A 25,844-nucleotide genomic window follows, 5' to 3' on the forward strand; every position below is an offset into this window, starting at 1 on the left:
GCCGCTTAAAAACAAGAAAAAATTAAATGAACAAAATATATATCCCACCAGTAGTAAAAAATCTACTGATTATTAACATCTTATTTTTCGCAGCAACTTACTTGCTCACAAACCTTCACCTTGATGACCTGTTAGCGGTATATTATTTCGATTCTCCGAAGTTTGAGCTATGGCAACCTATTAGCTACATGTTTATGCATGGAGGCATAGCGCACATCTTTTTTAACATGTTTGCATTGTATTCTTTTGGAAGTTTGTTAGAATCAAGATGGGGAGGCAAAAAATTTATTATCTTTTATTTTATTACCGGACTAGGCGCACTTGCATTACAATGGGCCGTACAGGCTTACGAAGTGCATCAGATTATCGGTAGCGTTACTAATAACGGAAAGATAAATCTTACCGCATTATTTCAGGGGGAGTTCGACACAAATCAACTTTCCATGGCACAAGCAGTTACCCTACGGAGTATTTACTTTGGCGGAATGCTTGGTGCATCCGGCGCAATTTTCGGCTTGTTGGTTGCTTTCGGCATGCTTTATCCAAATGCAGAATTATTGATCATGTTTATTCCGGTTCCGGTGAAAGCAAAATATATTATACCAGTTTATATTTTAGTAGAGTTATCTTTGGGTGTTGCCCAGTTTGAAGGCGATTCTGTAGCACATTATGCTCACCTTGGTGGTGCTTTAATCGGCTTTATACTTGTTAAAATATGGAAAGACAAGAACGATACATTTTATACGCTCTATGAATAATACTTTTAAAGATTTAAAATACAAGGTTTTTCAATCGGGCAATCCATTATTCTTCTACATTGGGATTAATGTAATGCTATTTTTATTGATCGCCATTATTGGCGTATTTAGCAAGCTAAGCGGCCATGGTAATATTATCGATTTATTTGTAAGCGATTATTTAGGTTTACCAGCCAGCATTTCGAAACTACCTGAGCGCTTTTATACCCTGTTTACCTACATGTTTATTCATGACGGGATTCTTCACATCCTGTTTAATATGCTCGGCTTATTTTGGTTCGGCAATATATTCATGAATTTCTTAAAAAGCCGTCAGTTTCATTTTGTATACCTGGCAGGTGGTATTTTTGGTGGTTTGTTTGCCGTTGCTGCATTAAATATATTCCCGCTTTATGCCAGCGGCCTGGCCGGCGTAACCATTGTTGGCGCATCAGCCGCAGTAATGGCCATCATTTTTGCTTCTGCAACACTGGTACCGAATTACACCATTATGTTACTTTTCTTTGGTGAGGTTAAAATTAAATGGATTGCCATTATCTATTTTGTGCTCGATTTTATTGCGATCGGCTCCGTAAATGCAGGTGGAAGTTTAGCGCATATTGGTGGTGCACTTTTAGGTTTCACCTTTATTAAAAGTTTGCAAAACGGAAGGGACTGGAGCAAACTCTTTGAGCGTAAGCCGAAACTAAAAGTTGTTCGGAATGAAAAACCTGTTAAAAAACCCGAATTCAAAGGTGGCGTTTCTCAACAGGAAATAGATACCATTTTAGACAAAATATCGACTTCAGGGTACGATAAATTAACAGCGGTAGAAAAAGAAAAACTATTTAAGGCAAGTAAAGATTAATGGCCACGAACAAGAAGAAATATAGTTTTCTGGATAAACTCCTTTTGCCTGTTGCCATTATGTTGGCAATCGCTTTGCTATTGGGGGTTCTTGCCGGAAATATGGACCCAAGAAAACATGCCATTATTGCTTTTTTCGGTCTTGCCTATCCTTTCGTTTTATTCGTTAACATTATCTTCCTCGTTTGGTGGTTTTTAAGCAAAAAATGGATTTTTGCCATCGCAACCATTCTGGTGATCGCACTCGGTGCTAAAACTTTAAAAGCCACCTTTGCCATTGGTGGCAATGAGGGAGGCACTGAAAAAGCAGACAATAGCATCAGAATGATGACTTACAACGTGCATAGCTTTAAACTATACGGCGAAGACAATACCGAATCGGTGAAAGAAAAAATGCTTCAGGTGGTGAAAGATCAAAACCCTGATATTATTTGCTTTCAAGAATTTTTTACCCGTTACAAAGGTGCTTTTGATACCGTTGACAGCCTTAAAGCACTGTTAAATACAAAATACTACTACTTTGTACCTACTAATAAAAATGATTACGAAGCAACCGGCTTAGCTATATTTTCTAAATTTCCGATTAAAGATTCGGGTAAAATTCCTTTTGTTGAAGGTTTTCCCGGCAACATGAGTATTTACACCGATTTAAACATTAAAGGAAAAACATTAAGGGTTTACAATGTGCATTTTCAATCCATCTCTTTTGAAAAACAGGATTACGAATACCTCGATAAGGTTAAGGAAATGAATACCGAACTGCAACCATCCAAACGGATTTTAAGAATGCTGAAAAGTGCCTTTTTGAAACGCAGCGGTCAGGTAGATATTATGAAAAAGGAAATGGCAACCTGCAAAACACCTTACCTTATTGCGGGCGATTTTAACGATACGCCGGCATCTTACGTGGTTACCCAAATTACAGCCGGATTAAACAATAGTTTTATTAAAAAGGGCAACGGCTTTGGTAAAACCTATAATGGCAAATTTCCTAATTTCCAGATTGATTATATTGCCACTTCTAAAGAACTTGAGGTATTAAATTACAAAATCACCCAGGCTAAATTATCCGACCACTTTCCGGTGCGCAGCGATTTGAGGTTTATTCCCTAAGGTTTAAGTCTTATAGTACGTGAGGACAAACCATGGCGGTGGAAAAATTACCTTTTCGATGATAGTTTAATGATTTTTCATTTGAAGCGCAAGGCCTGAATAAAACAATAAGTTTCTTCCCGTTTTCCGTTTTTACGCTTCGCTTCCTCGTGCCTCGTCGCTGCAGGGTAACACTTCAACCGGGGCTAGGTGGCCGCATTTGCATTTCATTTTAGGGGTTGCAGGGTACAGAACCCTTGTTCATAAACCTGATTAAGCGGAATAGCCCGCGGCGCAGCGAGGACTATAAGCGAAAGCAGGGCTGAAAACCTCCAAGAACCACAAGCCATTCATTTCCTAATTTCATTTCGGTCGGTGAGACACCAACCGATAAGATAAAATGATCATTCCTTATTGGAGCGCAAGGCCTACATAAAACAATAAGCTTCTTCCCGTTTTCCGTTTTTACGCTTCGCTTCCTCGTGCCTCGTCGCTGCAGGGTAACACTTCAACCGGGGCTAGGTGGCCGCATTTGCATTTCATTTTAGGGGTTGCAGGGTGCAGAACCCTTGTTCATAAACCTGATAGAGCGGAATAGCCCGCAGCGCAGCGAGGACTATAAGCGAAAGCAGGGCTGAAAACCTCCAAGAACCACAAGCCATTCATTTCCTAATTTTAATTAAACTCTTTCATAATTTGTCATTCTGAATTATTCCATTTCGGTCGGTGAGACACCACCTGATAGGAAAAAACAAGCAATATGTAAGCTTAATGCAAATGACTATCAAATCACTCGCTATTTCATTTTCTTACCATACATCAACAATATGTTTACTCCTTATTTACATCTTTGTTTCATAAAATTTAAAAAAAATCTTCAAAATATGAGCTTAATAGATGCACTTAACTGGCGTTATGCCGTTAAGAAAATGAACGGTCAACCTGTTGAACAGGAAAAAGTTGATAAAATTATTGCAGCAGCACATTTGGCGCCTACATCATCCGGCTTACAGCCTTTTAAAGTGGTTGTAGTAACCAACCAGGAATTAAAAGAGAAAATTGCGCCGATTGCTTTTAACCAATCGCAAGTAATTGATTCTTCTCACTTATTGATTTTCGCGGCAAACGAAAATTATACAGAAGAAGGTATTGATGCCGTTTTTAACAGAATGAATGCAGAGCGTGGCTTACCACTGGATACGACAGATGCTTACAAAGCACAACTTAAAGGCATGATTTTATCCAGAACGGCGGAAGAAAACTTCAACCATGCAGCCCGTCAGGCTTATATTGCTTTCGGTATTGCCATTGCTGAAGCGGCTGTATTAAAAGTTGATGCTACGCCAATGGAAGGTTTTAACGGCCCTGCCTTAGATGAACTTTTAGGTTTAGATAAAAAAGGCTTAAAAAGTGTTACCCTATTGCCATTAGGAAACAGGGATGAAGCCGGCGATTGGTTGGTAAATCTTAAAAAAGTGCGTTCACCTAAAGAAGAATTCCTGATCGAGTTTAAATAACAGGCAAACACCATTATATTTAAAACAAGCCGCTTTTAGCGGCTTGTTTTGTTTTAGCAGAGTTAGTTTGGCGCTGGGAGTCTAGCGTTTGGAGTCGATTAACCGGTTTAAACAATTAACTGGTTAACCTTAAAAGCACATCACATGTAGATCCTGAAACAAATCCCATAGCGATCGGATCATGATGACGATTAACATAAAAATTTTTGTAAAAAAATGTTAAACATCATTACATTTTATGTGCTCTATTTATAATTGGATATATTTACGGGCTAGCATTTAATATCCAATCCATGAAGATTTTTAGATTATCGTTTATCATACTGTCACTTTTATCAACATTAAGTTTTTCTTCTTCGGCACAAACCGATACCATTAGCATAAACAGTATCATTACCAAAACCAATAAGGTATTAAGCGATTATCCTGCTGAAAAGATTTATCTTCATTTCGATAAGCCTTATTACGCTGTTGCCGATACGGTTTGGTTTAAAGCCTACGTTACCGAAAACCAGAATTTCTTATCTGCAATCAGTAAAATCATTTATGTGGATGTGATTAACCAGAAAGATTCGCTTATCCAAACCCTAAAATTACCCATTACCGGTGGCTTTGCTTATGGCAGTTTCCCCTTAGATCAGATTAACTATAAACAGGGTAATTACCATATCAGGGCTTACACAATGTGGATGCTCAACAGTGAAGATCCTGCTTATTTTAACAAGACCTTTTATGTTGGCGAAGCGATTGATAAAGAGGTAAAAACCCATATCACTTATAAAAATACCTCAACAGATAAGCTGGAAAAAATTGATGCGCGTGTACAATTTAAAGATGCCAATAATAAACCCTACGCCAATAAAAACGTAAGCTGGCAGGTGGTTACCAGTTTTACGGTTATTGCCAAAGGCAGAGGCACAACAGATGCGAACGGTTATTTAACCATCGCAATGAGCAATGCACAGAAGGCGGAATATCAATTACAAAAAGGCGAACTGATTACCAGTATTAATACCACCGATAAAGATGTAGCGAGCAGCAGCTTTCAACTTAAAAACGCCATCGTAAGCAAAGATTTTCAGTTCTTTCCGGAGGGAGGAAGTCTGATTGCAGGTTTAACTACTAAAGTGGCATTTAAAGCGATTAAGAGTGATGGTTTGGGCATCAGTTCAAAAGGTACAGTTACCGATAATGATGGCAAAACAGTAGCAACATTTACTGCCCAACATTTAGGAATGGGCAGTTTTAACTTACTGGCCGAAGCCGGAAAAACGTACAAAGCAGCTGTTACCTATGCAGATGGAACCGCTCAAAATTATAACTTACCGGCAGTTGCTGCAAATGGTGTTTCTGTAAATATAGATAACAGCAGTGCAGATAATATAGCCATCAAAATTTCGGCTAATGATGCCTTCTTTGAACAGAATCAGGGTAAAAAGCTTTATTTAATAGCACAGAGCAAAGGCGTGATTTGTTATGGTGCGCAAACAGCCTTATCAAACAAAGAATACAATACCACTGTGCTTAAATCTAAATTCCCGAATGGAATTGCCCAATTTACCTTGTTTAATGAATTTGGTAAACCACTAAGTGAACGATTGGTTTTTGTACAGCACAAAAATACCATGGCGGTAACTTTAACCAGCGCTGCAGCTACTTACGGAATCAAGAAAAAGGTTAAGATAAATGTTGCTGCTAAAAAAGATGGCGCTCCTGTTGAAGGAAACTTCTCGGTAGCTGTTGTAGATGAAACCAAAGTTCCATCCAGCGAAGATGCAACCAGTACGATATTAACTGGCCTGTTGTTAAGCAGCGATGTTAAAGGTTACATTGAAAAAGCAAATTATTACTTTAATGCACCTGATGCAAAGAAAAATGCAGATTTAGATGTATTACTCCTTACCCAGGGATACCGCAGTTTTAAATATACCGATATCATCGCCAATAAATTGCCAAAAATTGATTTCTTACCTGAACAAGGCATTGAAATTTCCGGTATTCTGCGTCAAAACAATGGTATTCCGGTTAGAAAAGGAGCCTTATTGTTAACCATACCTGATAAACGTTTCAATCTGGAAAGTACTACAGATCCTGTTGGGAATTTTAAATTCCAAAACCTGGTATTTAACGACTCCTCTAAAGTGACCATTACCGCTAAGTATAATGTAAACTATAAAAACATGACCTTAAGCTTAAATGGTGCACCGGTACCTACTCTAACCAGAAACTTTAGTGCAGCCGAAGAGGTTTTAAATATTGATAGTGCTTTAACCAGTTATTTAGATAACAGCAAAAGACAATACGCTTATTTACACACACTAAAAGATGTAAATATTAAAGCCACAGTGGTTCCGAAAGTAAGTCATAAGGATTACCCTGCACTAAGCGGATTAAGCCAAATGGCCGACCATGAAGTTAGTGGCGATCGATTTAAAGGCTGTGGTTTATTGATTAATTGTTTACAGGGCATGCTGGCAGGGGTTACTTTTGCCGATAATAACTTTTACGTAACCCGAGATTACAACCAGGGCAAAAAAATCCCGATGGGTATTTTCATCAATGGCATGAACGTGGATGTAAACCAGATCAATACTATAGATGTCAACCAGCTCGAATCGGTTGAGGTATTTTTAAGGGACGATTTAGGTTTGGTAAACCGTGCTAATAATGTAAATGGTGTAATTGTATTTAACCAGAAAAAAGCACCTAAAGGCACCAGGATTACGAAAGCCCAATTAATGGATATGCTTCCTAAGTATTATGAACTTACATTCTCGCCACAGGGTTATAATAAAGAAAAACAGTTTTACTCCCCTAAATATGATGTTCCTGCCAGCATGAACCGGAACGATTTAAGAACCACCATTTACTGGAACCCTAAAGTAGTTACTGATGCAACGGGTAATGCTTCTTTTGAATATTATAACGCTGATGGAAAAGGACAGTACAAAGTAATTATTGAAGGAATAGATGCCAATGGAAATTTAGGAAGATCGGTGTTTAAATATCTCGTAAAATAGAATAGAGGCAAATGGTTCATAGTCTGATGGTCAATGGTTAATAACCCTAAATGAAAAATGTAAGATGGATGAGGGAAGGAATTCAATTCCATCATCCATCTTACATTTTCCATGTTACATCTTACTTCACTTCAAACGGCAGCTTCTCCCCTTTCAACCCGGCAACGATATTCTGCACAATAATCTGCGCCATGGCTGCTCTGGTTTCTTCGGTAGCCGAGCCGATATGTGGTAAAACAGCAACGTTTTCCATAGCCAGCAAAGGATTGTTTTTATCCATTGGTTCCGGGTTGGTTACATCCAAACCTGCTCCCCATATTATTTTTTCATCTAAGGCTTTAATTAAGTCCTTTTCATTGTGAATACCTCCCCTGGCTGTATTAATGAAAATTGAATTGGGTTTCATCTGCTTAAAAACATCAAGCGTAAATTTATCTTTGGTTTCTGGTGTTAAGGCGGTATGTACGGATAACACATCACTTTGTGCTAAAAGTTCTTCAAAAGACACATATTTTGCATCGGTTTCTCTTTCGGCTTCTTCGTTACGCGATCTGTTGTGGTAAATGACCCCCATTTGGTAGGCAGCAGCACATTTTTTGGCCATCTCTAATCCAATTTTCCCCAGACCAAAAACACCAAGCGTTTTGCCATTTACCTCAATTCCGAGTTCTGGTGAAGGCTCATAGTTTTTCCATTCGCCTTGAATGATTTTTTTGTGTGAGAAAAAAGCCTTTCTCGATACGGCCAGCATCAATAAAAAAGCAGTATCAGCAGTTGCTGCACTCAAAACACCTGGCGTATTACCAATTGGAATATTTAATTTTTTAGCTTCAGCTATATCTACCTGATCGTAACCTACCGAATGTAGCGCAATTACCTTTAAGTGGCTACAGGCATTTAAAAATGCAGCATTGATTTTATTTGGCCCAACGCTGATCAAGCCATCCTGTCCCTGACAGGCCTCAATCAGTTCTTCGGCTGTAATCTGCCTGTTTTCTTTCCATTGGGTGATGGAGATATTGTTTTCTTCCAGTTCTTTTATTCCAACCGGAGCAATGTTGCCGCTTATAAATACTTTCATATTAATTTAACAGTAAATCTGAACAGGAGTTTTGCTTAATGTTTACTTTACAGTAGCCGTGAGTACCTGATAGGTATTTGCGCTGAAATAACCCAATGCATTATTCGAAAGATTTGATGTGGGGTTGGCCGGCGTGGTACCCTGGTTAGGCCCGCGGTCTGCTTGCTGGCTAAGTGCATACCAGTAATTAAAAATATTACTGTCAACACATTCCATTTCAATCCTAACCTTATCATTGGTATTCAGCTCGTCGCTGTCGTGATCGTTATTGGGTTTAAAAAAGAGCTGAATCCGCAAATCATTACCATTGGTTAGCCTGTCGTTACTAGCATAATAGCGTCGCGACAAAACATCGTTTACATACAGGTTAAAATGGTAGAAATTTACTTCATTAACCGGATCTTTAAAAAAGACTGCCGCTGTTTTACGTTCACGACCAAAAAAAGTGTTATTAATGATCCCAATTGAATCCATTTTAACCAAATTAGGCATTTTAGAACTGGCGGTATAGTTTTGTCCTTCAACAGTCGCATTTAAATTATAGGTAACACCTGGCTCACCCTTCATGCGACTAACATAAGTACCCTGCTTAGTTCCTTCTTTGAATACAAACGTATTTCCCTTGCTATCGGTTACGGTAACCGTGGCACCCGAAATTTTGGGGAAAACATTTTCCTCGGTATAACCTATCGTTTTGCTGATTTTAATTTCCTGGTCCATCAACTGGTTATTAATGATCCCTTCAATTACTAACTGTGGGTCGGCATTCTCCGTATCAATGGAAATAATTTTCTTGCATGAAGCGAGGCACAAGGTAAACAGGACAAAATATATTGCTAATTTTTTCATGGCATTAAAATTTAAAATTCCAGGTAACAGATGGAATAAGTCCAAAAAGAGAGGTTTGCTGTGCAGCAGTTTTGTTCGGATTTTGCGGGTCGGTAATGAACTCTATGGAGTAAGGATTTTTTCTGGCCAGCACATTGTAAATACCAAAATTCCAGCTCGATTGGTATTTGCCTTTTTTCTTGCCTTCTAATGTTGCACTTATATCTAAACGCATATTGTAAGGCATGCGACCTGCATTGCGCTGGGTATAATAATAGGCTGGTTGCCCACCAACGGTATATTTACCTGCCGGATACGTAACTGCATTGCCTGTACTATAAATAAAGCTTGATGAAAATGTCCACCTTGGCGTCATGTTGTAAATACCAACCACCGAAATATCGTGTGTACGGTCTTGCCTCGCCGGAAAATATTTGCCGTTATTCAGTTCTGTAAATTTGCGTTCAGTGCGGGATAAGGTGTATCCTACCCAGCCATTCAGCTTGCCAAATTTCTTTTTAAAAAACAGTTCCAGCCCGTAAGCCCTACCTATGCCGTATATCAGTTCCGATTCTACATTCGAATTGGCCAGCAACTGGGCGGCATTTTTGTAATCGATCTGGTTTTGCAGCCATTTATAATAAATTTCTGCAGAGAGTTCATAGGTATTCTCTTTAATATTTTTAAAATACCCCAGTGCCACCTGATCGGCAATTTCTGGTTTAATATTATTACTGCTCAACACATATTGATCCGTTGGCGAACTGGAAGTGGCATTGGTTAAAATGTGAACATTCTGTGTATTGCGGTTGTACGATGCTTTAATAGAATTTTCTTCGTTAAACAGGTAACTCATAGAAAAGCGGGGCTCCAGGTTGAAATAGTTTTTGTAAAACTTGCCTTTGGCTACATTTTCTGTTGATGCGATATTCCCATCAGTATCATAAGTGCTAAAATTACCAGGGCCCATTAGAGAAAAAGCAGCCAACCTTACACCATATAAAAAGTTAAGGTGCTCGTTTACACTCCATTCATCAGAAATATACGCAGCAGATTCTATCCCATACCTACGCTCTTGTGTAAGCGAATTTACCTGCGAGGATACATCGCTATCAATATCAATCGGTGAGATGCGGTGCTGGGTAGCATTTAGCCCGAACCTGAGAATATGTTTGTTGCTGAAATACTGAAAATCTTCCTTAAAATTAAAATCGCGTACCAGCGAAGTCGCCTTAAAATTAGTCGCATCATTTAACAAACGAACGGTATAATTGTAGTTGTTGTAAATTAACGAAGTATTAGAAAACAAGCGGTCGTTAAAAATGTGGTTTAAGCGGATGGTGGTAGTTACGTTGCCCCAGTTATTCTCAAACAAATCCTTCACCCCAATATTATCCTTGCCAAAATAGCCCGAAATATAAATGGTATTTTTATCATTGATTTTATAATTCGCCTTTGCGTTAATATCATAAAAGTTCAAGGTACTCCCGTTAACAGACGAATCTGGCGAAGCTCTTAAAAACAGATCAATATAAGTTCTGCGGAAACTCACCATAAACGAACCTCTGTCTTTTACAATTGGTCCTTCTGCTTTTAAACGTGAGGCGATTAAGCCAATACCTCCCTCAAACTTAAACTCTTTATTGTTCCCATCATCCATTTTAACATCTAAAACCGATGATAACCGGCCACCATATTGCGCTGGCATACCACCTTTGTATAAACTTACATCTTTAATTGCGTCGGCATTGAAAGTAGAGAAAAAGCCAAGTAAGTGGGATGAGTTGTACACCACAGCCTCATCCAGAATAATTAAATTCTGATCGGCAGCACCACCGCGAACGTAAAAACCTGTATTCCCTTCTCCACCTGATTTTACGCCCGGTAATAATTGGATGGTTTTTAAAATATCCTTTTCGCCCAGCAACACCGGGATAGAATTAAGCGTTTTCATATCAATCCTTTCCAAACCCATCTGCGCACTTTTAACGTTTTCGTTTTTGCGGTTATTGGCGCTTACTGTTACTTCATCTAAATCATTTGTACTTTTTAATTCCTCATTTAACTTCGTATCTTTTGTTAAACTGATGGTTTTAACAATGGATGTATAGCCGGTATAACTTACCGCCACCGTGTAGGTTCCTTCGGCTTGTGTTAAAGCAAAATATCCATAATTATTAGTTAAGGTTGCTGCGGCAGATGCTCCGGAAATTCTTACCGTTGCACCAATTAAGGTTTCGCCTGTGCCCGCATCGCGAATAGTGCCGCTGAGGGTAAATTTCTTTTGTGCAAAAATAGAGGTGGATAGAAAAAGGAAGGAGAATAAAGCTAAGTAGTATTTTAAGGACATATTGGCTACTATCTAATTTTAAGGTAGAAACCAAATGTACGAAATCCAAGTTCTATTAAAAGATATTGGAGCAGTTCTTAATAAAAGTTTGGTTTTACTTATTAATAACGGGATAAATGGCAATATGGTGTGAACGTAACAGGTAAGGGCTTAAATGATCTTTACCTGCCTGTTGAAAGGTGATCAGTTTTGAAGGTTCTATAGGCATATGGCAGTCGATACAATTGGTACTCAGCGATCCCTTGGCTAAAGTAGCTTTGCTGTGATTGGTCGTTTTATGGCAATTGATACAACGCTGTGAGTAAACTGTTAAATTACCCTTAATATTTTCATGTGTATTGTGGCACGATTGGCAGGTCATGGTTTCACTTTTCCGATAACAATTACTGCCCTTTAGCATGGCACTTTGGTTACCGTGTACATCAATATTACCACCACCAAAACCTTTAAAATCCTGCGAATAGTAAGCCTCTAAATCGTCGCCCGGCTGGAAACCGAATACCGATCGTTGTGCCACCAAAGTATTGCCCGAATGGCAAACGGCGCAAACATCCATCTTTTGCTTACGGGTAAGGGTTTTATAAAGGGTGATGAATTTTGCAGTTTTTTCTTCCGGATTTTCCATATGAAAAACAACATGCTGTTTCCCAGGGCCATGGCAGCGCTCGCAATCTATCCCATAAATAACAGTGCCTTTTTCCATCTCTTCATCCTTTTCAAAAGTAGATTTTTGCGTGATTTTAATAGCTACATAAGAGGCATGGCACTCTAAACAACGACTCGTTATCGCCCGGTCATAATAAAAGTTTTCTTTTGGAAAACCAGGACTGATGGCCCAGTTCTTAATGGCAGTGAAGTAAGATAAAGGTAGTTCGTACATTTTTTTGCCTTGCCAATAGGTATACGTATAGGCTTTTTCGCCTGAGCCAAACTGCATATCGAACTTTTGCGCACGCACAGCTTTGCCATCCTGATAAGCGACCTGAAACATACCGCTATCTCTCTTCTCTACTACTACTTTTTGGCTTGCATCATATTGGAAACTGTTCGAATCAGGGGCGAAAATTTTTAACAAAGCTGCATCTGCAACAGGCTTAGAAGTTAAACCATGCGGATTATGTGCATAAGACTGCGATAAATCTTTATGGCATTTAACACAGGTAGCTGCCCCGGTGTAGGCCTCACCCCGCACATCTGCGGGCAATTGATCAGCCGCATTCATGCATCTTGAAAGAATAACGATTGCAACAGCAATTGCCCCTAAAATAAACAGGATCCGTTTTGCGCCTTTCAAGGTGATGTTTTGCTTTATTTTATAAATTGAATATAACGAAAATTATAGCCCCCTGCATCTGCCAGTACCTTAATTTTTTGCTTGCCAGCTTTTAAAACAACGTTCTTCACCTCAAAGGTTGCAAACTTCTTATTATCTCCTGTATCTGGAACGACAATATTTCTAGCTGCCACTTTGTCGTCGATCATAATGGTCATTCTACCTGAAGCATGATTTGCCGCAGCATTTATTTTTAAAATATAAACACCTTTTTGAGCAACATTAACCGTGTATTGCAACCACTCCCCTTTTTCGATATGGTTTACATAATACTTTTCGTACCGTGTAGAATCTTTAACAATATCCACCCCATCATTTCTGTAAATATGGCCGCGGTTGCCTGCACTTCGTTTTCCTGTTGAGGTATGGTAATCGGCAGTATCGGTATCGAAATAAGCAAAACCGTTTTTACCTAAATCGTAATCTACAGCGTAAACAATACTTTTATCTTTAATTAAATTGGGCTTAAAAGCTTTGGTTTCGTTACTAAAGGGCTGGCGGATCATGGCATCTATCACATCGCGGTGGATAATCGTATTTTCTAATCTCGAATAAATGGCCAGCTCCATTAACCCGCTATATACATTGCTATCCTTAGGTTTGTTTCCACCATTATTGAAATACTTTACCAGCTCATCATAATTAGGATTCGATTTAATTTCCATTGGGTTATTGGCACCTATCTTTTTCAATGGCCACCAGGCCCAGCCAATATTATTCTTCTCTAAAAGATGGATGGCATCCGTAAACCAAACATTAGAATTTTCTCCTGTTTCGCCCAGCCAAACCGGAACATTCTGCTCATCCCTGGCTTTAATAATGTGTGCTATTGAAGCCTGATCGTTATAATTCCAGTATTTATGATAACTCAAAACCATATTTTTATCCCATAATGGAAAAATGCCATTGTAATTATTGCCCCAGCCATTTCCTTCGATAACAATGATGTGTTTTTGATCAACCTCACGGATGGCTTTGGTAATCTCGACCATTAACTTACGCAAAGGCGCATTTACTTTTTCTTTTGTTCCATTTTTATCCTCTTCAGGATTGGTAAAACCATAGTTGGGTTCATTCAAAATATCGTATGCACCAATGTAAGGTTCATTTTTATAACGCTCTGCCAGTTTTTTCCAAAGTGCAATGGTTTTCTCCTGGTTAGCCGCGCTATCCCATAAATATGGTTTTGACGGATCGCGGTCGGCAATGTTTAAATCGTTCCCTTGTCCACCAGGTGCAGCATGTAAATCTAAAATCAAATACATTTTATTTTCCTTACACCAGGATAACAGGCTATCGGTTAAAGCGAAGCCTTTTTCCAGCCAGGTATTTTTCCCGGCAACAGGTTCTTTATCTGCTGGTAAAGTGTATAAATTGTAGTGCATGGGTAAACGGATGGAATTAAAACCCCAGCGTTTCATTGAATCCACATCTATTTTACGCATGTGGTTTGCCAGCCAGGCATCGTAAAATTCCTGAGTCTGTTTTGGCCCCATCAGTTCTTCTATGCGCTCGCGAATACGGTACTGCTGTGCTTCTTTGTTAATTTTGAGCATATAACCCTCCTGTAACATCCAGCCACCTAAGCCAAAACCACGGAGTAAAACATTCTCCCCTTTTTGGTTGACTATTTTTTTACCCTCGGCTTTTAAAAACCCCTGACTAAACCCTGTAAACGAAATGGTACTGAGCAGAAAAATATATAATATCGATTTTTTGAAAGACATAACAATAAGATTAGGTTTTAGAGAATTACCAGATGTATGTAGCTACAGATCCTTTATCGAGCGTTGCAACAAGTATTTTACCATTAAAAGTAATGTTAAAGGTATTGGCGCTCTTGCCGCTATTGGCTACAATTAAAACATGTTTCCCTTCAGGTGTTTTAAAGGCAACATTTGGCAGGTTGGTTAAATCGTTTGTAGCCACCCGAACAGCGCCAGGCCTTACAAACTTAGCAGCGTGGGCAATGGAATAATAAGCCAGGTTTCTGCTATAAGTATCTTTATCAATGGTTATTGCGCCCTGACACATCGAACAGCCGCCCCTGTCAGTATAGGGTTTATTTTCAGGATCGGCGGCTAAATTCCATTCCAGTACATTTTTGCTCCAGTTGCGTGTAGCCCCGATAATTAAGCGTGCTACCGGATTTACGATATTAATGGTCGTGGCATCGGGCTGTTCTACTACCATTTGCTCAGAAAAGTAAATATTCTTGTCAGGATGGGCATTGTGCACATCACTTAAAGCTTCGATTCTTCCCCCATACAAATGAAAGGCAGATCCATCAATATACTTTCTGGCTTCCGCGTCATCTAAAATACTGATTGGGTAATCTGGCCGATCGGCATTATGGTCGTAAATAATAATTTTTGTTTTGATATTGGCATTTGCAAAAGCAGGCCCGAGAAACTTTTTTACAAAAAGCGCCTGATCTGGTGCAACCATAAGCATGCTGGGATTATTACCCGGGTGCAAAGGCTCATTTTGAACGGTAATCGCATCAATAGGGATTCCTTCTTTTTGCATTTCCTGTACGTAACTCACAAAATACTTAGCGTAAGCATCATAATATTCGGGTTTTAACATCCCGCCCCGGGCATCGTAAGTGGTTTTCATCCATAAGGGAGGAGACCATGGCGAACCCATAATTTTTAGTTTTGGGTTAATCGCAAGGATTTCCTTCATTACCGGAATTACATCCACTTTATCCGGGCCCAGATCAAATTTGGCTTGCGTTAAATCGGTTTGTCCTTCGGGAAGGTCATTGTAAGAAAATACTTTTTCATTTAAATCAGAAGCACCGATGCTCAGTCTGATGTAACTTACCCCAATATTGTTTCCATCAGTAGCAAACAACTCTTTCAATAAAGCCGCCCTGGCTGGTGCCGACATTTTAATAATATGCTGTGCACTTCCGCCGGTTAGCGCATAACCGAAGCCATCAATTGTTTGATAAGTTTCTTTATCGTTTACGGTAATGCCTGGTAAATTATTTTTAGCTGAAGTAAAACTTAATTTGCTTGCCTGTTTGGCAAATAAAACCGATCGATCTGCTTTGGTAAGCCAAACTTCGGCTTGGTTTTGGGCAATAACAGAAAGCGAAGAACAGGTAAAAATACAAATGATAAAAAAGCGAAGAAATCTGGTAAGAAGCATAGGGAAAAGATCAGCAGATCAAAAAAAACAGGAAGAAAGAACTCGCTTTCTCCCTGTTAACAATTAAACATTAAGGTTATTTAGATGACCACTTATTTTGTGCCGCCCCATTCTTTGCTCTGGAGAATTTTGGTATTATTCAATTCAGCCTGTGGGATAGGTAAGGTCTCGTTTTTATTTGCCTGAAATCCTTTAAAGGCCAGTTTAGTTGGAGCAAGCCCCCATCTAACCAAATCAAACCATCTTTGTCCTTCAGCTACCAGTTCCAGACGTCTTTCTTTCATGATATTATCCATGGTTACCGCAACAGGGTTTAAACCAACGCGGGCTCTTACTGCATTAAGGAAAATATAGGCCCTGGTACCTACGCCAACTGCAGCACCACTTTTCAACAATGCTTCAGCTTCCATTAAGTAGGTATCAGCTAAACGGATTTCGTACATATTCTGACCAAAGTTTAATTCCAACTGGCCAACAGCAGCTTTGGTAGAAACTCTGCCGGCATATTTCTCTACAAAATATCCGGTATTATCATTTGCATGTTTATAGGTTACAATACCTGCTTTTTCCAAACTATCTAAATTGGCAACAGTAGGTTTGTTACGCGGATCGTAGTGAATTAAATCAAACAGTTCTTTGGTTATTGGCATTACACTCCAACCCGAAACATAATCTGGTGCTTGTGCAGCAATTACAGGAACATAGTTACGCGGCCCTACCAGAATGCCCATTACATTACCTTCGCGACTGCCAACGTTATCCCAACCCATATTAGAGGTAGTATTGTAGCTGAGTTCTAAAACAGATTCTGAATTGAACTTATTTTTAACATTCCATAAATCAGCAAATTTTGGAAGCAGCTTATAGCCATAGGTACTTGCACCAGGAGCTGTACCATTTACCAGTGCAAACTCTGCAGCTGCCGGGGCCCATTTTTCTTCCCATAAGTAAACCTTACCTAAAACGGCATGAACTGCACCCTGGCTCAAACGTCCTGCTTCAGCAGTAGGAATAGTTACAGGGAGCGCAGTTAATGCCTCTCCTAAATCTTTTTCTATCTGCTTATATACATCTGCAGGGGCAACCTGCGTAACATCGAACATGCCCGAAGGCTCTATAGGTGCTAAGATTAACGGTATATTTTTAAAGATCCTTACCAAATCAAAATAAAATATAGCACGCAACGCTTTAGCCTCAGCAATATACCTTGCCTTGGTTGAAGCATCCATTGTAATGCCTTCTATTTTTTTCAGCAGAACATTTGCACGGTAAACACCGGTAAAGCCCTTGCTCCATAAATAACTTGGGGCTCCTGATAAGGAGTTTACCGTATAATTATTCATCGCTTGCATATCTCCTAAATCTGATGGAGAATCGGCACCTGCATAATGATCATCTGATGCGGAGCTAAATAAATTAAGTTTGGTGAGGTAGCCACTAGACTGATTACCCAATTGATCATAAACAGCCACTAAACCTGTAAATGCCTGCTGCTGACTTTGATAATAACTTGTCTCCAGTATACGTTCTCGTGGATTTACATCGAGCTGTTTTTGACAAGAAACGATAAGCTGAGAAGCGGTTAAAAGGGCTGCAATAGCTAAAATATTCTTTTTCATTTTAATTTTTTTTTAGAATCCAACATTTAAACCTACCATAAACGAACGTGCCTGCGGATATATTCCACGATCTACACCCAATACAGTTCCACCGATTTCAGGATCGTAACCTGTATATTTAGTAATGGTCCACAGGTTTTCACTCATCAGATATACCCGAACTTTTTGTGCGCCAATTTTTTTAATCACATTAGCTGGAAGGTTATAACCTACCTGAAGGGTTTTTAAACGGAAGTAATCTCCTTTTTCCAGATAGTTTTTGGAGAACTTGGTATAGTTTCCGTTAAGATCCTTGTCTGCAACACGGGGAACATCAGTTGATGTGTTGGTTGGTGTCCACCTGTCAAGAATTGATTGTTGCCAGTTTCCATAAGTTACATCCAAGCGTCGTAATCCCTGGAAGATCATATTTCCACCTACACCGTTTCCGAAAGCCACAAAATCAAAGTTTTTGTAAGCCAGATTAATGGTAATACCGTATGTATATTTTGGAAGCGGACTACCTAAATAAGTACGATCACTACCACTTATAGTTTCATTACCATCTAAGTTGGCAAATTTTAGATCTCCGGGTTTTGCCGAAGGTTGCAATACTGTACCTCCTGGCCCTTTGTATGCATTAACTTCTGCCTGCGACTGAAAAATCCCAGCCACTTCATACCCATAAAACTCATTGAATGAACGTCCAAGTCCGGTACGGGTGAAGTTCCCCATGCCCTGAAAACTCTGTGCATTATCTTCTATAAATTCTCTTCCTGGTAATAGCCTGGTTACCTTATTTTTCAAGGTTGAGATATTAGCATTAATACCTAAATTAAGCTCCCCTATTTTTTTCCTGTAACCCAATTCGAATTCTATACCAGTGTTCTGCATATCGCCAACATTTTCTGCGGCACCACCAGCTGCACCTAAATAAAGTGGAATAGAAGGTGTTTGTAATACACCAATAGTTTTCTTTTTGAAGTAAGAAGCACTAAGTGTAAAATCGTTAAATAAGGTCGCATCTAAACCAATATCTGTTTGGTGAGTTTCCTCCCATTTCAAATCAGGATTTGATAAGGCAGCCGGACTCCATCCAATGGTACTTACATCTGTAGTGCCAAAAGTATAATTACGTCCGCTGTTTACTAACGATACGTAACTGAAATCGCCAATGGCATCATTTCCGGTAATTCCATAACTTCCGCGTAATTTCAAGAAATTAACGACTTTGTTTTCTTTCCAGAAAGCCTCTTTTGTAGGCACCCAGCCTATTGAAGCTGAAGGGAAGTAACCAAACCGGTTGTTGGTACCAAAACGTGAAGAACCATCACGACGGATAATACCCGTGAATAGATATTTTTCATCATAATCATACGTTACACGGGTAAAGAGAGAATTCACAACATGCAAAGTAGCATCACTACCATCGCCCTGAATATCGGCTGTTGCCGGTTTATAGTTTAAATTGGCCTGATAAAAATTCTGAGCAATGATATTGTTAAACCTTACGTTTAAACCGCGGTTATTGTTGTCCATATAATAACCCTGACCAAAGATTGCGTATGCATGGTGTTTACCAAAGCTTTTAGAGTAGCTAATGGTATTTTCCCAGTTATAATTTAAGGTCATATTCATCTCGCGATAGAAATTCGCCTTACTGTTAGTATTTGACGGACTCAACCAAAATAATGGGGTATAAGATTCAGAACCATAAAAGGCAAGTTTAGCGCCCAGCGATGACCTGAATTTTAAATTTTCGATAGGCTCAATTTCTAAGAAAGCATTACCAACAATGTTATGATCCCAACCATAGTTACCTAATCTGGTTTGAACATAAGCCAGCGGATTACTCATTTCCTGACCAACCGGGCCCGAAATACCATAAGGAAATCCGGTTGCCGGATCTTTTATAATATTGGCAATGGTATAAGGAGATTTACCTATAGCAGTTGGGTCGGTTTGAATAACCGGGGTCATCGGGTCTAAATGAATTGCCGAACTTAAAGGACCACCGAACTCGCTATTGGTATTACCTAAAGAACTATTAACCGAATGGCTATAGCCTAAATTCTCACCGAAGCTTATCCACTTTGCAGGCTTAAATGTGGAATTAAGACGGATGTTTGCACGATTAAAATTAGAAATTGGTGTGGCTACAATACCTTCCTGATCGATATAACCAAAAGAAGTATAAAAGGTAGATTTATTGGTTCCGCCTGAAACGCTAAACTCATGCGTTTGTCTGCGGGCATCGTCGTTAAAAACAACCGATTGCCAATCAGTACCTTCTCCATAAGATGATGGATTTGCATATGGCAGTGTAAAAGTTCCATCAGTTGCTGCATTAAAGCTATTTGAATAGGCTTCATTCCTGATCGTAGCATATTCATTGGCATTGAGCAGTTTTAGCTTTTTAGCCGGAGCTTGTGTACCATAAAACCCATTGTAGTTTATAGCTAACCTTCCTTCTTTACCTTTCTTGGTAGAAACAATAATTACACCATTTGCCGCTCTGGCGCCATAAATTGCCTGTGAGGCTGCATCTTTTAAAACCTCAATAGATTCGATATCTGATTGATTTAAATAACCAATGCCACCATTATCTACAATTACACCATCAACAACCCAAAGCGGATCGTTATTACCTGAAGAAGCAAAAGAGGTAAATCCCCTTACCCGCACTGTTGATGCAGAACCCGGCTGTCCGTTGCCACTGGCAATCGTTAAACCAGATGTTCTTCCCTGTAAAGCCTGCTCCACTCTGTTAATCGGCATCGATTCCAGATCTTTTGCCTTTACGCTGGAGATGGATCCGGTTACAAGGGCTTTTTTCTGGGTACCGTAGCCCACTACTACTACCTCGGTTAAATCATTCGAACTGGCTGCCAGCGACACATTGATACGGCCGCCTGCCGGAACAGTTACCGTTTGTGTTGTCATACCAAGTAAACTGATTGTTAATTTGCCGCCAACAGGTGCCTGAATACTAAAAACACCATTGGCATCGGTAGATGCTGCTCTGGTTGTTCCATCAAGCTTAACGGTTACGCCAGGCAATGGACTACCATTTTGTTCTGTTACTTTTCCTGTAACGGGAATGTCTTGTGCCAATAAGGCCAGCGGCAATGCCATGATACAGTAAATGAAGAATACGAATGTAAATCTTCCTCTCATAGAAATTAATTTTAAGGTTAATATTTGGTTATTTAATGACCGGGGCTTTTGGTAGCCCGTTTCATAAATCAAATCTAAAGAGGTGTTATGCATTAGCACAATTTAGCACTACTACACCAACCATACAGCAGCACTCAATTAACCAAAAAAAGGAATTTTTAGGCCTACATAAGCCCTACACTTAAATCAAAAACAACTGATTATCAGAAACTTAAACATTTCAATCCAAAACATCACAATTTGTAACGAAAACATTGTTTTTAAGGTGTTTTTTGACGGGCAATATCAATAAGGAATTCGTATAAATTCGTCTCCGGCTTAAGCTGAAGCTTCTTTCTTAAGCGATATCGGCCCACTTCAATGGCTTTAATGGTTACATTCATCAGCTGAGCCATTTCCTTTGAAGAAAGGTTCATCGATAAGTAAGCACAAAACTTTAAATCGTTCTGGCTTAAATCAGGGTAAAGGTCTTTGAGTTTATTAAAGAATTCGGTGTTTACATGGTTAAAGTGAACGCTCATATGATCCAGTTCCTGGTCCTTTTTTTCTACATCCTTAATCAGCCTGATGAGGTGCCTGAAACTTGGCGAGCTCTCATTTAAATCGTGGTTTTTAATTACCGTCGATATCACATCCTTAATCTTAGCCAATACCTTACCACGTTGTACCAAATGCATGGTCATGGTAGAAAGCTCTTTGTTTTTATAATTTACATCCGCTTCGAGCTTTTCGTTCTGCAGCCGCACAATTTCCTTCTCATTTCTGTCCAGTTCCAGCTGATGCAGGTAACTCATCCGCTCCTGCTCTTTAATGTGTTTCTTTTTCTGCCACCTGATAATCAGCCCTAAAGCCACCACAATTAAGATGAGGTAAAAAATCCGCATCCAAATGGTATTGTACCAGGCTGGCAGCACTATAAAAGTATAACTTACCACCTCAGATTCGTTACTGATGCCAGTACTCGCCTTTACATTAAACGTATATTTTCCGGCTGGTAAATTGGTATAATCTTTTTCGCTTTTCGTTCCCCATGCAGACCATTCGCTATCAAAACCCATAAGCTGATAACTGAATTTGATGTTCTTATCGTGTTCAAAAAGTGTTGAAGCGTATTCGAAATGGATCGAATTTAAGCTGTACACGTATTCGGGAATCTCGTGCAGGTCTTGCCTGGCTGTAATAGCACCCTTATTTACAAAATACCCTCCAAAAACCACACTATCTTTATTTCCCATTAGCTTAACGGTGCCCAGCACCACGTTTGGCCGGGTGATATTCTGAATGTATTTTTGGTAATTAATGTGGTAAGCCCCCTTGTTGGCACCAATAAATATATTTTTGCTATCAGGCGTGTATATCGATTCGAAACCGCCAACCACTTTACCATTTAGCTCGGGCAGGTATAAAATACTGAAGGCATCTTTTCCATTAGGCCTGTGGAAATCGATTACCCCTACTTTTTTATTGGTTACAAACCAGATGTTACCATCGTTATCCTCTTTAAGATATTGAATAGGGATACCATTTAGTGCCGAACCGAACAATTTAAAACGGGTAAACTTTTTGCTCGCGGCATTATATTCAAAAACTCCGCTTGTAGTGGCAATTACTACCCTGTTTTTAATGTGGAACACGTAATTATAGAGCTTAGTTGGTAAACCATCCCGATCAGAGAACAGTGTAGTGCGCAAGATGCTTTTATGATCGGGGTTGAGTTCTATTTTATACACGCCGTGATAGGGGTGCGAAGCCCAGATTAGATCGGGGTTATTGTTATCGGTTACTATAAAACGCAGGGTTTCGTTAATGCCGGCAATTTTACCGCCGTTAACAAAGCGGCCTCCGGCGTAGGTTATTTCCTGCAATCCGGCGTAAGTACCTGCAATTACCTCTTTACTGGGATAAACATTATCCATGGGTTGGTACATCCAGGTGCCGATCAGGCTATATAGTGGGGTGGCTGTATTATCTTTCACCAGGAGGGTTCCATCCTCGTGAGCCATTAACAGCTGGTTGTTAATTTCATCCAGTCCCCATACCTGCCCTTTGGTGTTCTTTACCTCCTCAAAATTGACCTGAGAATAGCTTAGATCGGGCATGGCTGCATTAATTTTTGCCCGGTACAAACCATTAGAGGTACCGATATAGATAGATTGATCGTATTTGCGGAAAGCGTAACTCGTTATTTGCTTATTGCGATCGGGAAAAATGCTTTTAACCGCACTGTTTATGGCCACATAAGCAATTCCATCATCAAGTGCCAGCCACATGTTCTTATCTTTATCAAGCAATATGCCTCTTACGTTATTGTTCTGCAGGCCTTCTTTATAATTGTATTTCTGTACCAGGTCGCCATGCTTGTTCATAATATACACCCCACCCGAAGTGGTGGCCACGCCATATAAATCCGGACTGATTTGCGTGGTAAAATAAATCCTTTCGTTTAAAAAAACCTGATCTAAACTGGTCCTCAAAGGTTTTAGTCGATGGTTAATAATCAAAAAGAATCCTTTTTTTAACATCGAAACCAATAGCGTATCGCCACCATATGGAAGCACCGAGGTAATGCCCGAACGGTTTAAAACACTATCCACGCAAAATGGCTTCCACATAGCGTGGTCGTAAATCATCAGGCCCGAATCAGATGACTGCGAAAAAACCTTATTCTTTACGCCCCCCATAAACAGCCAGTTCGTATTGGTTTTATAACTTTTAATTACCCCGTCTTTATAATGCAGAATAGCATGTATCGACCTAAAAAACACTTCATCCTGAACAACTGAAACACCCCAGATATCGGCTAGTTTCCGCATATTTTCGGGCAGTAGATTTAACAGCGAGGTATATTTTAAAATACCTTGCGCATTAGGGTAGAAATAACCAAACTCATCTTGCCCGCCAACGTAAATACGGTTTTTAGAATCGATCCCTACCGAACGTACCGAGGTAAAGTTGGGTAACTTAAACAGGTTCCAATAGCGGCCGTTAAAAGTAAGCAGCCCCTCATTGTTACCGAAATATAGGATGCCATTTTTATCCTGCTCTACATCCCAATTTTGAATCCCCCCACTATACTGCTCGTTATTGTAGTTTACCACCTGTGGGATTCCCAAAAGCACCTGGGCCTGGGCACAATAAGCAGTCAAAAAGAATAATATAGCGGGTAGAAGTTTCTTCATTTAGTTAGGGAACGGTTAAAACGCAATAATAAATATATAATTTTAATTCCGGTTAGCCGCGCTTACAATTTCAGTGGCTTGCGCGTGTCCAATGTCATTAAGTTAAGCACTGCGGTCGTCAGTCTGAGCCGTTCAATCGGGGCCAGCTAACAAAAGACAGTACAATAAAACCAAGGAATGCCTTAATACCTAGGTGTGCTAAGGTGCCTAAGGTGGTGAGAAAAAAAGGTTATTTTTTTAAAGTCATGTGCAAAAAAAAGTTATTTAACCATATAGGAAATTCAAGGGCACATAAAGCTTATATGTTCTTATATGTCTTACATGGTAAAATTGACAGAAATCTGTTGGCAGCGGTTCAGAAGGTGAAAATTTGACCTTATTTCTTTGTAGCGCAAAGCCTGTAATGCTTAGGGTTATTTCAGTCCCGCTCTTACTTCAAGTCCTCGCTGCGTGGACTGCCCCCAAAAAGTTGGACACTTTAAGAGGAGCATTTTATGAGCAGAAAAATTAAGTATAGCTTGGAATTTAAACTGGCTATCATCGGTCAGGTCTTAAGTAGAGAGAAACCTTTGGATTCAATCTCAAGGGAAAATGGTATCGAACGGCGTATGGTCTATCAGTGGGTACAGTTCTATCAACGTTTTGGCGAGGCCGGACTAATCCCCCAGTCGACAGACTATTCACTGGAAAACAAACTTGAGGTTATCCGTTACTTTATTTCCAATAAGGTATCTTTGAGGGCGGCATGCCTTCATTTTAACATCAGATGTAACAGTGTCCTATCCAATTGGTTAAGGATATACGAATCTGCTGGAGCCGAGGGACTGTCTGAAACAACAAGAGGAAAACATCGACTCATGAAGCCAAAGATTCCGAAAAAAGCACCTTCCCTGTTGACAGATCATGAACAGGTCCTGGAAGAAAACAATCGTTTACGTGCGGAGGTCGCGTTTTTAAAAAAGTTACGGGCCTTAATCCAGAAAGAAGAATCAAAGAAAAACAAAAAGCGCTGATCATTCACGGATTAAGGAATATGTTTGACCTGCCAGTGCTTTTAGAGGTGGCCGGTATGGCACGGAGCTCATTTTATTACCATATGAAATGTAATGGTACGGCCGACAGGTACGGAGTGGTTAGGGGCCGCCTCAATGAACTCTACAAGCAGCATAAAGGTAGATATGGCTATAGGCGGATGCTGCTCCAGCTGAAAAAGGAAGGGCACATCATCAACCATAAGACGGTATTGAGGCTGACTGGAGAGATGGGCCTGAAAAGTGCCGTCAGACTTAAGAAATACAGATCATATAAAGAAGAAGAGAACAAAACAGTCCCAAATATACTCAACAGGGAGTTTAACGTTGACAGGCCGTTTGAAAAATGGGCGACCGATGTCACAGAATTCAATGTAACCGGTAAGAAACTGTATCTCTCTACCATAATTGATCTGTTCAATGGAGAGATTATAAGTTATTCGCAATCCCTAAGGCCGGACTTCGGGCAGGTTACTGATATGCTGGACCAGGCATTGAAAAAAAAGCCAGGTAATGCCAAACCCATGCTGCATTCCGACCAGGGATGGCAATATAAGATGAAGAGTTACCAGGGAATCCTGCTCAAGAATGGAATTATACAGAGTATGTCGAGAAAGGGCAACTGCCTGGATAATGCTGTAATGGAAAACTTTTTTGGTACGCTAAAGTCTGAGATGTTCTACCGCAAAAAATACCTGTCGGTGGAGGAGCTGAAGGGTGATGTTGATGAGTATATTAGTTATTATAACAATAAAAGGATAAGATTGAACTTAAATGGAATGAGCCCGGTTGAATACCGGACACAAGTCTTAAATAATTAATAAGTTTGTCCAACTTTTTGGGGGCAGTCCAGCGCTGTGGGCTTTCCGTGCAAT

General features: G+C 39.7%; 14 protein-coding genes and 1 pseudogene. 6 read left to right on the plus strand and 9 right to left on the minus strand.

What is annotated here, in order from left to right; translation table 11 throughout:
• The first annotated feature begins 26 nt into the window (after window positions 1-26).
• The 5 genes from KYH19_RS16505 to KYH19_RS16525 all read left to right on the plus strand — a co-directional run bounded on the left by KYH19_RS16505 (window position 27) and on the right by KYH19_RS16525 (window position 7,233).
• A complete protein-coding gene (locus KYH19_RS16505; protein WP_132398498.1) occupies window positions 27-758 on the plus strand; it encodes a rhomboid family intramembrane serine protease in 732 nt (243 codons plus the stop codon).
• Window positions 751-1,605 (plus strand): rhomboid family intramembrane serine protease, encoded by an 855-nt coding sequence (locus KYH19_RS16510; RefSeq protein WP_219075889.1) that lies wholly within the window; start codon window positions 751-753, stop codon window positions 1,603-1,605. Before KYH19_RS16505 ends, KYH19_RS16510 begins: the two co-directional genes overlap by 8 nt.
• Window positions 1,605-2,717 (plus strand): endonuclease/exonuclease/phosphatase family protein, encoded by a 1,113-nt coding sequence (locus tag KYH19_RS16515; RefSeq protein ID WP_219075890.1) that lies wholly within the window; start codon window positions 1,605-1,607, stop codon window positions 2,715-2,717. The genes KYH19_RS16510 and KYH19_RS16515 overlap by 1 nt, the downstream gene beginning before the upstream one ends.
• Before the next feature lie 863 nt (window positions 2,718-3,580).
• Complete coding sequence (locus tag KYH19_RS16520; RefSeq protein ID WP_219075891.1) at window positions 3,581-4,213, plus strand: nitroreductase family protein; 633 nt, start codon at window positions 3,581-3,583, stop codon at window positions 4,211-4,213.
• Window positions 4,214-4,506: 293 nt separating this feature from the next.
• Window positions 4,507-7,233, plus strand: coding sequence for a carboxypeptidase regulatory-like domain-containing protein (locus KYH19_RS16525; protein WP_255562451.1), 2,727 nt, complete (start codon window positions 4,507-4,509; stop codon window positions 7,231-7,233).
• 121 nt (window positions 7,234-7,354) lie between these two features.
• Here the strand turns inward: KYH19_RS16525 and KYH19_RS16530 are convergent, their stop codons facing one another.
• From KYH19_RS16530 to KYH19_RS16570, 9 genes are all read right to left on the minus strand, one after another.
• On the minus strand, window positions 7,355-8,314 hold the full coding sequence (locus KYH19_RS16530; protein ID WP_219075892.1) for a D-glycerate dehydrogenase: 960 nt from the start codon (window positions 8,312-8,314) through the stop codon (window positions 7,355-7,357).
• A 42-nt stretch (window positions 8,315-8,356) separates the two neighbouring features.
• The gene (locus KYH19_RS16535) at window positions 8,357-9,163 is read right to left on the minus strand and encodes a DUF4249 domain-containing protein (RefSeq protein ID WP_219075893.1); all 807 of its coding nucleotides are present in this window, start codon (window positions 9,161-9,163) and stop codon (window positions 8,357-8,359) included.
• A gap of 4 nt (window positions 9,164-9,167) precedes the next feature.
• The gene (locus KYH19_RS16540; RefSeq protein WP_219075894.1) at window positions 9,168-11,492 is read right to left on the minus strand and encodes a TonB-dependent receptor; all 2,325 of its coding nucleotides are present in this window, start codon (window positions 11,490-11,492) and stop codon (window positions 9,168-9,170) included.
• A gap of 94 nt (window positions 11,493-11,586) precedes the next feature.
• Window positions 11,587-12,786: a multiheme c-type cytochrome gene (locus KYH19_RS16545; protein ID WP_219075895.1), complete on the minus strand. Its 1,200-nt coding sequence runs from the start codon at window positions 12,784-12,786 to the stop codon at window positions 11,587-11,589.
• 14 nt (window positions 12,787-12,800) lie between these two features.
• The gene (locus tag KYH19_RS16550) at window positions 12,801-14,552 is read right to left on the minus strand and encodes a cellulase family glycosylhydrolase (RefSeq protein WP_219075896.1); all 1,752 of its coding nucleotides are present in this window, start codon (window positions 14,550-14,552) and stop codon (window positions 12,801-12,803) included.
• A gap of 25 nt (window positions 14,553-14,577) precedes the next feature.
• A complete protein-coding gene (locus KYH19_RS16555; protein WP_219075897.1) occupies window positions 14,578-15,984 on the minus strand; it encodes a glycoside hydrolase family 30 beta sandwich domain-containing protein in 1,407 nt (468 codons plus the stop codon).
• 92 nt (window positions 15,985-16,076) lie between these two features.
• A complete protein-coding gene (locus tag KYH19_RS16560) occupies window positions 16,077-17,603 on the minus strand; it encodes a RagB/SusD family nutrient uptake outer membrane protein (protein ID WP_219075898.1) in 1,527 nt (508 codons plus the stop codon).
• A gap of 12 nt (window positions 17,604-17,615) precedes the next feature.
• Window positions 17,616-20,759: a TonB-dependent receptor gene (locus tag KYH19_RS16565; protein ID WP_219075899.1), complete on the minus strand. Its 3,144-nt coding sequence runs from the start codon at window positions 20,757-20,759 to the stop codon at window positions 17,616-17,618.
• 260 nt (window positions 20,760-21,019) lie between these two features.
• Window positions 21,020-23,938 carry a triple tyrosine motif-containing protein gene (locus KYH19_RS16570; RefSeq protein WP_219075900.1) on the minus strand — a complete coding sequence of 973 codons (2,919 nt, stop codon included), beginning with the start codon at window positions 23,936-23,938 and terminating at the stop codon, window positions 21,020-21,022.
• A 494-nt stretch (window positions 23,939-24,432) separates the two neighbouring features.
• Here KYH19_RS16570 and KYH19_RS16575 point away from each other — a divergent pair.
• Window positions 24,433-25,790: pseudogene (locus tag KYH19_RS16575) on the plus strand (IS3 family transposase).
• Window positions 25,791-25,844 lie beyond the last annotated feature (54 nt).

The sequence above is a fragment of the Pedobacter sp. D749 genome (assembly GCF_019317285.1).
In the GTDB taxonomy this organism is placed as follows: domain Bacteria; phylum Bacteroidota; class Bacteroidia; order Sphingobacteriales; family Sphingobacteriaceae; genus Pedobacter.